Source organism: Sinomonas gamaensis (assembly GCF_005876955.1).
Classification (GTDB): Bacteria; Actinomycetota; Actinomycetes; order Actinomycetales; family Micrococcaceae; genus Sinomonas; species Sinomonas gamaensis.
Genome location: NZ_SSCL01000001.1, coordinates 276,756 through 291,394, shown reverse-complemented (window position 1 = coordinate 291,394; position 14,639 = coordinate 276,756). Strand labels below are relative to the sequence as shown.

The 14,639-nt window shown below is 63.4% G+C and carries 10 protein-coding genes and 2 pseudogenes; 3 read left to right on the top strand and 9 right to left on the bottom strand.

What is annotated here, in order from left to right; genetic code table 11:
• Window positions 1-265: 265 nt before the first annotated feature.
• Complete coding sequence (locus E5679_RS01370) at window positions 266-961, bottom strand: hypothetical protein (RefSeq protein ID WP_138413297.1); 696 nt, start codon at window positions 959-961, stop codon at window positions 266-268.
• 436 nt (window positions 962-1,397) lie between these two features.
• Between E5679_RS01370 and E5679_RS01365 the strand changes: the two genes are divergently transcribed.
• Window positions 1,398-2,279 carry a DUF998 domain-containing protein gene (locus tag E5679_RS01365; protein WP_138413296.1) on the top strand — a complete coding sequence of 294 codons (882 nt, stop codon included), beginning with the start codon at window positions 1,398-1,400 and terminating at the stop codon, window positions 2,277-2,279.
• Between the two features lie 262 nt (window positions 2,280-2,541).
• Here the strand turns inward: E5679_RS01365 and E5679_RS01360 are convergent, their stop codons facing one another.
• On the bottom strand, window positions 2,542-3,774 hold the full coding sequence (locus tag E5679_RS01360) for a hypothetical protein (protein ID WP_138413295.1): 1,233 nt from the start codon (window positions 3,772-3,774) through the stop codon (window positions 2,542-2,544).
• Window positions 3,775-4,722: 948 nt separating this feature from the next.
• Between E5679_RS01360 and E5679_RS01355 the strand changes: the two are divergent.
• Window positions 4,723-5,690, top strand: a pseudogene (locus E5679_RS01355) (IS481 family transposase).
• 174 nt (window positions 5,691-5,864) lie between these two features.
• On the opposite strand, the gene E5679_RS01350 reads toward E5679_RS01355, so the two are convergent.
• The gene (locus tag E5679_RS01350; RefSeq protein WP_138413294.1) at window positions 5,865-7,301 is read right to left on the bottom strand and encodes an ApeA N-terminal domain 1-containing protein; all 1,437 of its coding nucleotides are present in this window, start codon (window positions 7,299-7,301) and stop codon (window positions 5,865-5,867) included.
• Between the two features lie 168 nt (window positions 7,302-7,469).
• Here E5679_RS01350 and E5679_RS01345 point away from each other — a divergent pair, with 168 nt between their 5' ends.
• Window positions 7,470-8,141 (top strand): hypothetical protein, encoded by a 672-nt coding sequence (locus E5679_RS01345; protein ID WP_138413293.1) that lies wholly within the window; start codon window positions 7,470-7,472, stop codon window positions 8,139-8,141.
• A gap of 1,725 nt (window positions 8,142-9,866) precedes the next feature.
• On the opposite strand, the gene E5679_RS20700 is transcribed toward E5679_RS01345, so the two are convergent.
• The 6 genes and pseudogenes from E5679_RS20700 to E5679_RS01320 form a co-directional block, all read right to left on the bottom strand.
• Entirely contained in the window at window positions 9,867-10,034 is a 168-nt protein-coding gene (locus E5679_RS20700) for a hypothetical protein (RefSeq protein ID WP_171042198.1), read from the bottom strand.
• Window positions 10,018-10,704, bottom strand: coding sequence for a hypothetical protein (locus E5679_RS01340; RefSeq protein WP_138413292.1), 687 nt, complete (start codon window positions 10,702-10,704; stop codon window positions 10,018-10,020). The genes E5679_RS20700 and E5679_RS01340 overlap by 17 nt, the downstream gene beginning before the upstream one ends.
• Window positions 10,705-10,897: 193 nt before the next feature.
• Complete coding sequence (locus E5679_RS01335) at window positions 10,898-11,113, bottom strand: helix-turn-helix domain-containing protein (RefSeq protein ID WP_138413291.1); 216 nt, start codon at window positions 11,111-11,113, stop codon at window positions 10,898-10,900.
• Between the two features lie 232 nt (window positions 11,114-11,345).
• Window positions 11,346-12,758, bottom strand: a complete 1,413-nt coding sequence (locus E5679_RS01330; protein WP_138413290.1) for a recombinase family protein — start codon at window positions 12,756-12,758, stop codon at window positions 11,346-11,348.
• Window positions 12,759-12,769: 11 nt separating this feature from the next.
• A pseudogene (locus E5679_RS01325) lies at window positions 12,770-14,243 on the bottom strand (YifB family Mg chelatase-like AAA ATPase); the annotation flags it as partial.
• On the bottom strand, window positions 14,240-14,596 hold the full coding sequence (locus E5679_RS01320) for a YraN family protein (RefSeq protein ID WP_138413289.1): 357 nt from the start codon (window positions 14,594-14,596) through the stop codon (window positions 14,240-14,242). The gene E5679_RS01320 and the pseudogene E5679_RS01325, both read right to left, overlap by 4 nt.
• Between the last annotated feature and the right edge of the window lie 43 nt (window positions 14,597-14,639).

The window sequence follows — 14,639 nt, the reverse complement described above, 5'->3', positions numbered from 1 at the left end:
TGCTGCGAGCCCCTTTCCAGGAACGGGTTTATAACTCAACTGAGTGTTTGTCGCACAACTCTTGGCGCCGTTGCTATTGATCCAAAAGACGATGTCGAGAGAAGCTGATAGATTTGTCTCGGTCGCGCTGGTGGTACCAGCAGACGAGGAGCTGTCGGTGTTGTTGGAGCTATTGGTGCATGCGCAAAGGAGCGCCGCGAGGCCTACACCCAGAAACACGGAGACAATTTGGGGTCGATAAGCGAACCCGGGCATTCTCAACGTTCTAGCTATCAGACACCCACGTGAACGTGACATGATCACCTCCGGTCACTCCAGTCCAATCAGAAATCGCTAACCCGGCAGGTCCCCATGCCCCAAGGAACTGCGGCTTCTGGAACACGGCTGACACGACCGTTAGATCCTGGGCATTCGCATCATCGTTCGCGCTTGCGTTACCGTTGGCTTGGACCCAAGTTGACTTGTCCGCAACCTTGACCTTAATTGCCTTGTCCCAAGAGCACTCATCTTTCAGGGTGAGGTGGAGGAGGCCGGCTGCCTCCACGTTGCGGTCGATATTCCATTTGATAACGTCGGAGTGCTCGGAAGTCATTTGTCCCGAGTCCTTGGTCCCGTCGAACAGTGCCACCATCGTGCGCGTCGACGGAAGGAGTACGCCAGGCATCCCGATGAGGATTGGATACGGCGCGTTCAGCCAGACGCCATTGCCCTTGTCAGATGCCCTGATGGCGGCAACTTCCCATGCGATGTGCAGGGCGAGTGCGGCCGCTACGTACGGTACCCAGGCACCTACGAGGCCTAGGGTGCCAAATGTCGTGACGAGCTTGTCCTTCGTCGCGGTGCTTCCGAAGTTGGTGAGATCATCAACTTCAGAATGTTCAAGCCCGATTGTCAGTCCCCGCATGTCGAAGTCTGTTGTTGCCACAACGCCTCCCCCTTCAAAAATACCGGAGCCATTCACCGGCGGCGTCTACCATTTGGGGAAGCTGAGATAGAAAAGTCAATGGATGGACTAATGGGTCCTATCTGTGAGAGCGCTTGTCCGACACACTGTGGGCGTGACACCTCCAGTGAGGCGCACGTCTGCACGCACAGCCGATATCAACCGAAAAGGGTAGTGTTCCCCCTTCGAAAACGAAGTAGCCAATGGCCCCGGCTTGATACCGGGTCCTTTCCTGTGAGAAATCTGGAAACCAGGCCCTCAGGCGTAGCCTGTGTCAGGCGACAGTAGACTTTCAGGCGCTCTACTTTTCCTGTCACGTCTAGCTGCCCTCTTGTCTGCGGACGACTGATGCGCGTTAATCGGCGCCGTGGCTGTGAACCTACTTGAACGCGCAGTTGGATTGCTTGACAATTGGGCGGGAAGCCGTGACCCCAGTCCCGCCGATGTGCAGCACATGATCGGCTCCTGGGCAGCGCGGAGTATGGTCCAGTACTTCTTCGTGGAACGACTTGTGTCTGTGGCTTGGCACCACATAGATCACACCAAGAAGGCTCCCAACAACTTCATCGACTACGACTACAGTTGGAACTTCGTCAGCGATCTAGGAGCACGTGGCTGCCATATCCTCGACGGTGGGACGGTTTATGAGCGGTGGGTGTGTTCGCCCTTGTTTGCAGTGATGAACGCTTCGTTCATGCTCGTAGGTATCGGTGTATTTGTCGCTGCAGCCCTCATCTCTGCAACAGTGCTGAGGGCGGGCGGCAACCTTCGTGCGCAGCAGCGCCCGCGGAAGCGCCCGGCTCGGTTCCTTTGGACGGAGATGAGTCCATCCGTGCGCCTCGTCCATCACCTAAATGGTGAACACCACGGGCACAAGCTCACCCCGCACCATTGGCTGACCACAATCATGCGTCTGCTCATGGCGCTAAGCGGCATTGCCCTCATTTTTGTCGGTGGCTTCCCAGAGGACTACAACTGGGACATCCATGCCTCAAGCACGATGATTTTTCTTGTGCTGGCTATCGCGTCTCTCGCGTGCCTCGTCATGCTTTGGTGGAAGACAAGGATCTTCCCTGCGCTGCTCATCCTCTTCTCCGCGGTGGTTGCGGCAATCGGGGGTGGGTTGATGCTCGTCGCCTTGGTCTTCAGCATTCAGCCCATCGACCGAGGCCTTTTGGAGCGCCTGGTCGTATACGGGTTCATTGCTGGTATGACCGTCATGGGTGTCACACTTGGGAGCGCCGGACGCCGTGCTCGACGAGCACGTCGGGAGACCAGGGAGTATCGTCGACGCTCATCAATCCCGCGATTCGGGATTCCAAAGCGGCGAGTTTGACTCTTGAGCGACCTCCTCATCGGTCAGACTGTGCAGGAATCCGAAGATGTTCACTTCCAGCGATGAGAGCAGCAAACCGTACGACGCGGAGGGCTGGACGCGTGGCAAAGGAGCTGCTGGCGCAGCTCACCGGAGCGCGCAAGGCTGCCCCGGGTGCCCGCGCCGGCGTCCCACGGTCTGAGACCGGGGCGCGATCCATTTTCCGGGCAACAGATTACCCCCGGATGATCGTGGTTAGGATCCTACACAGGGCACGATGAGATCATGTTGATTCGAATGTGGGTCTCGATCCTGGCCTGGGGCGATTGAAGTCCGCGATCCGATGCACGAAGGCAGCGACGTCAGTGGGAGGTAGCTTCGCGAGGTCCAGGTTCTTCAGGTCGGTGTACCCGCTGACCCGCAGTTCCGTGACCTTGGCAGCGAGAGAGCCGATCTCGGCCACGCGGTCGAGGAACCGCTCGAAGCGCTGCCGGGCAAGCCCCTCAAGCCCCTGCGCCAGTGAGAAGTCCGGCTCGAGGCCCAGCATCCTTCCGTACCCTCGCAGGACAACGAAGCCCACAGGCCCGGCCTCCGGGTCGACGACGGCCACCGCGCAGGTGGGGAGTTTGGTGGTCCTGCCTTCCACTATTATGCCCGAGTTCTCGGCCGAGCCAAGGAACGCTTCGCAGGCCCGCAGCGCGTCTGGATAGCGGTCCTTGACGTCTTCTCGGAACCTCGCCGCCGCCCACAAGGTTCTGGTGCGTGGGACTGCCTCACGTTCGCGGTCCACGGCCAGCTGTTCCCCATTGACCACGACGTCGGTTGTCGACACTCGGGAATTGTCATGCTGGGCAATACGCGGCAGGGTCCCAATACTGCCTGGCCCAGGTTCGGGTTCGGGCTCCTCGGACCACCACGGTTTGTCGTCGACCTCTTCACCCTCTGCCGCGGCGACGACGGCCTCGTGCAGGTCCCGCCACGCCGTTTCGCCGCCGGCCAGCCGGATGACAGCCTTCAGCCGGATGCTCTGGAAGCCATACTGTTCCAGCGCGCTGCGCTTGACCACATAGAAGGACCATTGGCTGACATCGAGCGGGTCGTTCTTCTCGTGAAGTTTCGCCGTCTGCACGCAGAAGACGTACACGTGGGCGTTGAGCTGCTTGCCGGCGGGATCGTAGTCATGGCGTGGGTGATACCTGGTCCCGCGCAGCCCTCGGAAGCTGATCTGGCTCGGCCTGGGCTGTTCCCACGCCTGAAGGTAGGCCGAGGACTTCACCTCGACTCTGATCCCGTCCAGCAGCAGGTCATAAGCGTCCCATTCCACTCTTCTGACCTCGCTCAGCCCAAGCGCCTTGGCGACCAGGAACTCGGCCAGATAGCCGCGGACGTTGTTCGTCCGCAGGTCACTCATCGCGAACTGCCAGAAGTCAGCCACCGTGGCGTCGGTGCCGAGGAAGCGGTCGGAGCCGTCGATCGGCCGCGCCGCAGGCGGAACTATCCATGAATCCTCCGACATGCGAGAACCGTAGCCGTTGCCTCCGACAAACGACACTCTTCGCTTCGGCGTCCTCGAATCTGATTCCACGGAAGAGCTCAATCACCCGACCTAGGCGTGTTAGGCCCACGAAGGGATCAGCTCTCGGGACGCATGAGACCGCCGTTCTTCAATCCCGGAACGCCCGTCACAGAGGGCTTCCATTCTGCACTTCCGCCGTGAAGGGCCCGACAATCCAGTCATCGACATTCACGCGCACTACTTCATCGCCGAGGCATACCGCACGGCCAAGCGGTGGGTGGCCGCCGCAGGCACTGGCGGCCAGCAGGAGCGCCAGGCGCAGGACTCCTGCTCCTCGGAGCTCAGGCACCACCGCACTGCCGTCCATGCCTGAAAAAGGGCGAGAACAGCCGGGCGAAAGGCCCCGTAAGGCGATGGGGGTGCGAGTCAACGACCCAGCGCGACCGATGTTAAGGCCTCGAACCGGGTAGCCGAGAGGCCTCGGTGCCTCCTCTAAACAGGCGCGTCGAGGGATCGCTGAACCGACCGGAGACTTGAGAAGCAGCATCGCGAATGCGGGTCGATCGCCGCCGCCGTAAACAGGTCTTTCTCCGGATCGGTGGATCGCCTCGTCGAAGTCTTCGACGAGGGGTCGAGGATTCACCTCGCGTCGAGGGTGACCAGCCCACGGCCTGCAGTGAGCGGGGTGGTGTGCCAGCGGTCTGCTGGCTCCAGGTCGGCGTGGGCGGTGCGAGGACCTGGGCGGCGAAGATGCCGGGGACGGAGTTGATGAAGCCGTGGTGGGCGGCCATATAGAGCGCGCCGGGAACGGGCATCAGGCGCTGGGGCATCACGCCTCTAGGTGTACCTAGCCATGAGGTTGGTTGCAGGCGTGTCGCATTGACGTAGGGAGAGCCTCCGGATGGGGTGTGGCTTGTCGAAGGCTGCACCATCAACCCGGAGGCTCTCATGTCCCACGCTAATGCCCGTCTGACCTTCCACGGTCGCCTGCTGATCGTCCGGCGCCACCTTCAAGGATGGAAACAGGCCCATATCGCCGCCGCTATGGGCGTCTCGCGCAAGTGCGTGAAGACCTGGATCGATCGTTATGCGGCCGAGGGCGAGCCCGGCCTGCACGATCGCTCGTCCCGCCCGCGCATCTGTCCTCGCCATACGGCAGACGAGCTCGAGCAGAAGATCATCGCGTTGAGGAAGCGAGAACGCCGCGGCCCCGACTGGATCTCGGCCCAGACGGGCGTGCCCGCCCGGACGGTCTCCCGGGTGCTTGCCCGCAACGGCATCCCGCACCTGGCGGCATTGGACCCGATCAGCGGGGAGGTGATCAAGGCTTCCAAGGCTACAGCCCACCGCTACGAGCGCCAGCACCCGGGCAAACTGGTCCACATGGACGTGAAGAAGCTCGGGCGGATCCCCGACGGTGGCGGCTGGCGTGCCGAGGGCCAGACCCGCCCGAACCACCAAGCCGCACCGACAGGGCCCGGATCGGCTACGACTACGTCCACTCCCTGGTCGATGACTTCTCCCGGCTCGCCTACTCAGAGATCCTCCCGGATGAGAAGGGCACGACCTGCGCCGCATTCCTCGAACGCGCGATCGCGTACTTCGCCGCCCTGGGGATCGGCCGGATCGAACGGTTGATGACCGACAATGCCTGGGCCTACCGCTACTCACTGGGCGACGTCTGCGCCGGGCACGGGATCCGGCAGAACTTCATCCGCCCGCACTGCCCGTGGCAGAACGGAAAAGTCGAACGCCTAAACCGCACCCTGCAGACCGAGTGGGCCTACCGCCGGCCTTTCGCCAGCAACGACGAGAGGGCCGCGGCGCTTGCCCCTTGGATCGAGCACTACAACACTGGACGCAGCCACAGCGCACTCGGCGGCCGTCCCCCGATCAGCCGACTGCAACCAACGTGATGGCTAGGTACATCTAGGAGAGATCGCCCCCGCCTGCCCGCTCGAGGTCGCGGGAGTCCGGCCACGGTCCGCTGCTCGATCCTCTCCATCCAGGCCGCCGCGCCCTCGGGCGCGCCTCGCCGCCGCCGCAGAGACCTCCGGGCGGACCTGGCCTCCACCGGGTCTTAAAGGCGCTCATGATCCACCCCCGGATCGTCTCATTCTCTCTGTCACTGCCTCCCGGAATCGTGTCGCTCGTGGTGCGTAGATGTTTTGTCCCGCCTGTGTTTGCACCTCGTTTGAGAAGCCGAGTTCGGCAAGCAAGACGAGGTGGAGTAGGCCGATGGTTGCGGCGGGCAATCCCCATCTGGCACCACTCGGTATCCGCTCGAAATTACGACCCTCGAGGTGGGCGACGGCGTTACGCGCATCGCGGGCCCACCTCACCCACTGGTTAGCGTCTCCGACCACCTCGGCTACTGCTTGGGCTGCCGGAATGTTTACAAGTTCTCGCATTCGTTGGACAAAGCCAGCTCCGTTATTAAGACGTTCTAGCAGCCAGTCCCTATTCTCGTGATCAATCCTTTCGTTAACCATCTCCACGAGGGAGCCGTGCGCATCCTCAGGAATCGACCTTGCTTCAGGCCGCAGCGCCCGATGGATACTTTCCGCAGCGGACGTAGCATTGAGGATCTGGTTTTCGATAAAGCCCCTGCTGTTGTAATCGAGGCCGAAGAGCACATGGATTCCCATACCGACCTTGGTGTGCAATGCGTACCACTTTGGGAGAAGCTCGCCGAGTCGCATGTCCCTCATTTGAAATACATAGCGGAAGATGGTCGTCGGTGCGTCCTCTGCTGGTTGGACCAAGGGAGCGTAGAGTAGTTCGACCTCCCCAACCTCCGGTTCATCGTGGATGAGTTTCACGGACCTTATTGCGCACGCATGCCTGGTGGCGAAAGTAATGAGGTCCTGGAGGATTTTTGTCTTGCCTTGGAATCCGTCCCATGGCATTGGGCGTGAGCTGCTGATCATGGCATGCACCTCCTCCGATGCCGAAACCTCTCGTCGGGCATTTCGGTCTTTCGTGGCTATGCTGAATGTGCTTTGCCATCGGAGTTCTACTGTAAAATCACCAAGGTCCCCGACAGGCCGCTCTCCGGAGGGAGTTCGAAGCTCCCAGCGTGCAACTGACAACCCGCGGGGCGCACCGTTTTCGTCCACCTCGTATTCCTGGCTCGATTCGAATCCAGTAATCCCTGACCAAGCAGTGAGGTTGTCGATCTCAACCTCTGAAGCCGTGAAGCAGGGCTGATCCGGGCTTTCCAGATGCACGCCCCGAAGGACCGCATGGACTCTGATTTCCTGCGGTTCGTCTCCGAGCAACGGCGCGAAGTTCGTCACCCAAGCATCGATCAGGGTGAAGTCCTCGTCGTCAGCGGAACCATGTAGGTGCTGCGCGGGCTCATCGACTTCCCTGTTGGACTCGGATCGAGCGTGAGGATTTGGGAGCAAGGAGCCAGTGAGCTGGAGGTGGCAGCCTCCCGAAGCGTCGACAGTTAAAATTCCGCCGACGGCCCGCTCGGGTGCGCTCGGAAGCCACCACTTACCTACAAAGGTTCTGTCGGTCACCACACATGTCCTTCCAACACAGTCCTCCTGCGAAGGACCAACGTAAGCGGATCGAGCGACGAGTCGTCACTCTCGCCACGCCAGCGGCGCAACAGCGACTTCTCAGCGGAATTATCTGGCGTGCCCCTTAGGCTGACGGAGCAGACTAGGAACTTAGACAGGACAACGATGGGGAACGGCGCGGACGACGCAAGGCTGGTGGCAGACGCGGTCACGAAGTACATCGGCAGCAAAGAGAACTGGCCGCGGTCCAGCGGCTACGGCGAACGGATTGATCTGGCGCTTATCAACGCCGTCATGAGCATTCAGGCGCGTTTTGGCAGCCAGCTTCCCGATGGGTCATTCAACGGTCTGCGCGGAGCCGTCGAGCGCTACCGCGCAGCCCACGCAGACCTGACCGGTGACTGGTTCCAGAGCCTCGCCGCCCAAGAGGAGTCAGCGCTGCTCTCCGTGCTCACCCGAAGCAAGTTCAAGACGGGCAAGACGAAGGCCGCGGCCGTCATCGAAGCCGCCCAGGCCTTCCTCGATGCCGGCTTCAAAACCCGCGAGGGGATCATCGATGATCTCGCGGGCGCAGAGAAGGCCTACCGCAGCGTCAGCGGGCTCGGCCCATGGACATTCCAGTACTTCACCATGCTGCTCGGTGTCGACAGCGTGAAGCCGGACATCTGGATCACGCGTTTCGTTTCGCGCACGGTGCGTCACGAGGTTTCCGCATCCACAGCCTTTGAAGCCGTCAGCGAGGCTGCTGAACTTCTCGAGACGACCCGGACTGAACTCGACCACGCAATCTGGGCCTACGGCAACACGAGCGGCCTACGCGATATGCCGAAGCTTTAGTCGCGCTCTTCGGCCGGTTCAGCTCAGCTCATCCGCGTCGACGGCACCTACGAGCAGCTCCCGGCCCGGGGCCTTGGCCCTCGGGCTCCAGCTCGGCCTATCCAGACCACGAGACGGCCCTCGGCCCCGGCAAGATCCTGTCCTTCACCGACGGGCTCCTTGGACCTCGACCGGGGCACGCAGGCCACCCCGGAGAGCGTCGCCGCGGTTCGCCGCGCCCATCTTCACCCACCGCGAGCCCAGTTCCCGTAGCCGATGTCCGTCCGGACGCTGGCCTGGGGAGTCGCGCCCGAGGACAACATCAGGGTCGCCGCCCTCCACCCGCCCCAGGCCCTGAGGGTTCAGAGGGCCCGCGAAGTAAATCACGACGGCGGAGCTGGAGATGCAGCTCCATATATGGTGCCGCGGTACATCGGCCGCTGCGAGATGGAGAGCCCGCCCAGGGCGATGTCTTCTCGCGCAGCATGACCTAGACGGTGCGGCGCAGCGCAGCCGCTGGGTGAGCATCGAGGGCAGGACTTCTTATAGAGCTTGTGGTAGTCGATGCTCTTCCACCCGGCGACGTGCAAGCGACATGAAGATGGGCATGTCCGCCGGCACACAGGGCGAACGATCTCTTCTCCTTCTTCAGGACAATCGGTTCCCGTCGATAGAGGCGACGAGCTCCACGAGCACGCGCCTCGACTCGAAACCTCGGAAGAAGTCGCGTAGAGCGATTCACTTTTCGAGCGAGGGCGTTTGCCCCCGCTCTAGATGGTCTCGTTCCCGGATGCACCCCGTTTCGACGAAATTCGTCGGAGCGGGGCGTGGGCCTTGAGGATCTCCCCCTACCCCTAAGCCACGAGTGCTTCATCTGTCCGGGCGCCGGTCAGCATGAAACCGTCACCCTAAGGGTTGGTGACGGACCGCCGGCCGCTTCTCCCATAGTAGGTCTCCTATCTCGTCTCAACTTGACGTTCCCCGAGAGAGAGCCAGCTCCCGTCTGCAAGTTGACGACAATGTCACGCTTAGTTCTAGAACCGGGGGGAGAGATTTTGGAAAACGGCGGGGTCCGCCGACCCCCTGCTCTCAAAAAACCCGACCCCCCTAACCCCCGATCGGCCTGCCGCGAGGGTGGTGCCCCGTCGAGGCAGGTACGGGCGGGCGTCCTTGCCTTGCGTCGCGGCAGTGTTGCCGGGATGTCGGGCCTGTAGGCCTCCGGGTGGTAAGGGGCAGGCCGAGGGCAGGGTGTGCGTGCCGCTGCGGGGCACGTGCGCCCTCGGCGCACTTTGTTGCCGGTCCCAGGCCTCAAGCTCGCGCTGGGCAAGGAATGCTGCGGCCTCCGGGGCGTCGAGGCCTCATTCTCCCCACAGCGGGCTTGGTCGGCTTCGCCTCATCCTCAGCGTCGCGGCGTCCTAAACTCAATCCGCGCATAGACGGGGCTCACGGACCGCGGCGCAGAGGAGGGCTTGGGCGTCGCGGACGGTCTGGGTGATGTCGCGCGTCATGGTTGGGTTCCTTCGAGGTGGGCGTGGATTGAATCTGCGAGGCTCCGGGCTTCATTTGCGGTGAGGGTGGAGGCAGATCCGGGTCTTGGTGCCGGTCCCGGCGACGATGGCCACGCCGGGTTCTGAACGGCGCGCCGGGGGTCCTCGAGAACCGCGGGGACGACCGGTGAGTGCGCGCCGTGCAGTCGGCTGGGATCGACGCGGTCGGTATGGGAGACGTAGCAGTCGGAGATGTGCTTCACTCCGGTTTGGGGGTCGTGGTCGGCAGGGGCGGTTCGGGGTCGCCGTGCGCGTCCGTGAGCCCGTCGAGGGGCGATGGCAGTCCAAGATCCGCGGAGACGGCGCGAGGCTTATGCGCCCGGCGACCGTTCGCGGGAGGGCGGCGGAAATCACTGGTGGGGATCATGGTTCAACTCTGGGGAATTGACCGATTGATCCGCCGCGTGGGCCATGCAGTACTGCCCGAAATTCCCGCGCAGCCAATCAGTCACGGCACCGCCGCATCCAGGAACTGAGCACACGGACTCAGGGGAAACGCCATCAGTCCAGGCACTTTCAGATCGCGAATTCCGAACCTCTCCTCTTCTTAAGCCAGTCCCGTCCCTTTCGGTTTTCGAATCGGTTAGCGATTCGGTTAGCGATTCGGTTTCCTCCCGCATGATTCCGGGGTTTTTGGCCCCTCGGGCACCCGTCCGGGAGTTGGACCGTTCGGTTATGGCCTCGCTTTGGGATTCGCTTTTCGGTTTGGTTCGCGATTCGGTTTTCGGCCGTCCGCCCTTCGAGCCGTTCGCGGCATTGACTGCCTGCTGAGCCAGTACCGCCGCCCTCGTCCTCTGGTATTTGGCGTGATGCCGGATCACGTAGTAGTCACCGTCCTCGGCCCAGAAGCCGGTGTCCAAGAGCTCGCGCACGGCCTCTGGCCGTTTCGCGTGACGCTGTATCTCCTCCTTCGGGACGCGGCAGTCCAGCAGTTTCCGGTTCGACCAGAGGAGCCCCTCGAGGTGCAGTCGGACCGCCGCGTCGCTGAGGCCCCAAGCGTCATCGGCGAAGTCGTCCGACAGTTTGGTCCAAGTCATGTCGACCTCTTCCCGGCGGGGCGGACGCCGAGCCGTGGCTCATGGTGCCGTGTCACGGCTTGCCTCCGTCCCGTTGAAGACCGCGTGCAACGTGTTCAGCTGCTCGCGGGTGAGCGGCGGTGCCGCGGCGACGATGCGGGCAATGGCTTCCTCCATTGCGCGAGCAGATACTTCTTCCTCCAGTGACCGCGGGCTAACCCTCGTCGCCATCGGCGTGGGGGGCGATCAGGCGCTCGAGTTCGGTGCGCGAGACGAAGACCTCTTTCAGGCCGGACCTGTATTTCCGGAGCTTGCCGCGCCTTATCCATTCATGAACCGTGCGGGATGTGCGCGGATAGAATTCGCCCACATGTCGGAGGGGAATGAGATCTGGATCTTGTTCCCATCTGGGTGATTTCGTGTCGTCCATAGAAAAATTGTGTGGCTTGCAGGAGAGATTTGGAAGCGAGGTGAACCATCTGTGGACGACACGCCACCGAACAAGACGTTAAAGTACACTCCACAGGTGCACCGATGCTGGGTCCTACAGTGCGAGGGGTAAGTGGTTTGGATCCCCTTACCCCTCGCCGCTATTACGGGCTTTTCCGATGCCCCCGTTCACAAATGTGAACGAATAGAAGGGAAATATCGGGAATAAAATGCTAGCGATCACCCTCATCGGCGGTCCGCCACTCAATTCCCACTGTTTCGGGTTTGAAGGTCCGCACCCCACGTCCGGGCGGATGGATAGTTACCCGCATAAGAGTATCCACGACCCGGCGTCGCCTCGCCGTGCTGAGGGAATCCCACGCCGCCTGCACGTCCTCCGCGCGCACGAGCGCGCCGAGCGCGTCCGTTCGGCCCGCGTCCCCCAGCGTGCCTTCGATCTCCGCGTCTCGCGCCCGGAGACGGGCAGTTCCTAAGCGCAACTGCTCCGCGGTCACAGCACCGTCTGCGAACGCGGCCGCCAGTTGCCCCAGTCGCTCCGTGATCCCGCTCTGCTCCGCCCGCAGCATGCCGAGGTCCGGGTGATCCTTCTGGACGAGCAACTCGCCGGCGTCGGCCCTCGAGAGGCGGGCAACGACCAGCCGTGAGACGTAGTCCTCGACTGGTTCCGCCATGCGCGCGAAGTGGCCCAGGGAAGCGGAGCACCGATAGGTGGCGACGCCTCGTCGGGCTGAGCCTCCTGCATGAACGGTCGCACCACAGATGGAGCACAGGGCAACTCCGCTCAGCAAGCGGCGGGCACTGGTGGGGCGGGTCCGGCGCTCCGGGTTGGTGAGGATCGCCTTCACGGCCTCATACGTGGCGGCGTCAACGATGGCGGGCCAGACCGCGTCGGCCACAATCTCCCCCCGGTAGGCCCGCCGCCCTGCGTTTCGGGGGTTCATGAGCACAATCCGAACGTTGCTGCGAGTCCACTCGGACGGCTCTCCCTTGTGCCCCTCGCCGTACTTCTTCTGGTCCGGCGGGAGTCCCGCCGCGTTCCAGGATCGTGCGATGGCCCCAAGGGACTCGCCCGCGAGGACAGCACGGTAGCCGGCGCGCACGGCTTCGGCCTCTGGTTCCCGGACGGTGATCCCATCCCGCTCGTAGCCGAAGGGTCGCCGCCCGCCCGAGCGAAGGCCTTTCCGCGCTGCTTGGGATTGAGCGGCCACCTGTCGGTCGCCCTTGAGCTCAATCTCGTACCGCGCAAGCGAGCCGAGGTTGTCCGCCACGAGACGGCCTGTAGCTGTGGAGAAGTCGAGTTCGGGGCCGTTGATGAGCACCAGCGTCGTCCCGGTCGTCTTGCACGCCTCGTAAAGGCGGAGTTCGTCGCGGCGGTTGCGCTGTAGCCGGGTCAGGTCCCATGCGACGACGTGCTTGGCTTGGCCGCTCACGATCGCCTTGAGCATGGCCTCGAAGCCGGGCCGCTTACGGCTCCCGCGCGCTGTGACGTCGTTGTCCTGCTCGACGGCGACGACGGACCACCCCCGCTCTTGGCACCGCTTGAGGCAGGCATCGCGCTGCCGCTCTACACCAGCCTGCTGGCCCGTCCGATCCTCGCTGATCCTTAGGTACACAATCGCATCCACATCCGCTATTCTAGCAACCAGGTGACGCGCAAGACACGGTCGTAGCCCCGCGCCGTCAGGGTCTGACGTTCCATGGCACGTTCGAGGACAGTCGTGGCACTCGGAGGGAGCCGGAGCGGGCCGCGCAGCAGGCGTCCCGGCACGTCCGAGTTTCTGTCGAGGCCATACGGGCCCAGGCGGTCCGCCTGCAATCGCCGCGCCGCGGCCACCCGCGAGGCGACGGCCTCTGAAGACTCGGCCGGCTCCCGCGCACCAAGGTCCATCATCGACACTCGCTGCACCTCAAGCTGGATGTCGACCCTGTCGAGGAGGGGCCCCGACAGCTTCGCCTTGTAGCGCCGTCGGGCCTGAGGGGTGCAGGTGCACAGGAGGGCCCTTCCCCGAGGCCTGTCCGCAGGGACACGGGTTGGCGGCGAGCACAAGCTGGAATCTCGCGGGATACGTCGCTGCGCCCAGGGTTCGGTGAATCGTGACGTTGCCGTTCTCAAGCGGCTGGCGCAGCGAGTCGAGCACCTGACGTTGGAACTCCGGAGCCTCGTCGAGGAACAGCACGCCTCGATGGGCTCGAGAGGCTGCTCCGGGCCTCGGAATTCCGGAGCCACCGCCGATCACTGCAGCGGCACTCGCGGTGTGATGCAGGCTCTCAAACGGAGGCCGGCGGATCAGTTCCCGCATGCTGCTGGGGTGGTTCGAAAGCGAATGGATGGCCGTCACCTCCATCGCCGCCTCGTCATCAAGGTCCGGCAAGATGCTCGGCATGCGTTCCGCGAGCATCGTCTTGCCCGCACCCGGCGGGCCCAGCATGAACAGGTGGTGCCCCCCGGCCGCGGCCACCTCAAGCGCAGCTCTGGCATCGTGCTGGCCTGCAACGTCCCGCAAGTCAGGCTGGGCGCCGCTACGCTGCTCGTCGCCGGCCTCGTCGCCCATGGGACGGCCGTGGCGGATACCGCTCGCGGACAGGACGACCTTCTGCGGATCGGCGCCCAGATCCAGGGCGAGCTTCCCGAGACTTTCGTAACCGCTGACGCGCGCCCCGGGGACCAGCCGGGCTTCTGGAAGGTTCGCCGCCGCGACGACGATCTCACGGTAGCCTGCGCGCACCGCCGCCATCACCGCTGGGAGCATTCCCTGCACCGGACGCAGGCGCCCATCGAGACCCAGCTCCGCGATGAAGACTGTGTCAGCCGGGGGCCGGATGTCGCGTGCCGCCGCGAGGGCCGCCACAGTGATGGCCAAGTCGAAGGACGTGCCGCGCTTCGGCAAGGACGCCGGGGTCAGATTGACGGTGATCTTCCGACGGCTCAACGGCAGGCCAGAGTTCTGGGCCGCCGAGCGGATACGCTCCTTTGCCTCGTTCAGGGATGAATCCGGGAGGCCGAGCAGCACGAACGCGGGAAGGGTCTGACCGATATCCGCCTCGGCCTCGACCACGTAGCCGTTCAGTCCCACGAGTCCGATGCCCAGAGCGCGCCCGACGCCGCTCACGCGACGCCCCTCAGATGCTCGAGAAGAGGGCTTTCCTTCTCCGGCCCGGTGACCGCAATGACATCGACCCGGCGCGCCGCGTGCCGAAGTCCATGTTCGCGCGCCCACGCTGCGGCGAGCCGAGCAACACGGGCCAGCTTAACGCCGTCGACCGCTTCGAACGGGTGCCCGAAAGCCCAGGATGTCCTGGATTTCACCTCGACGGCAACGAGCACGCCGCAGTCAAGCGCCACCAGATCGAGTTCGCCGTCTCGGCAGCGCCAGTTCCGGTCAAGGATCCTCGCACCCGTTGCCTTGAGATAGTCCTCCGCGACACGCTCTCCGCGCTGCCCGAGACTGTCTTTCGCCCTCATGAATCCAGCCTGCCCGCAGCAGTTCCTTGGGGCGGGTCGGAGC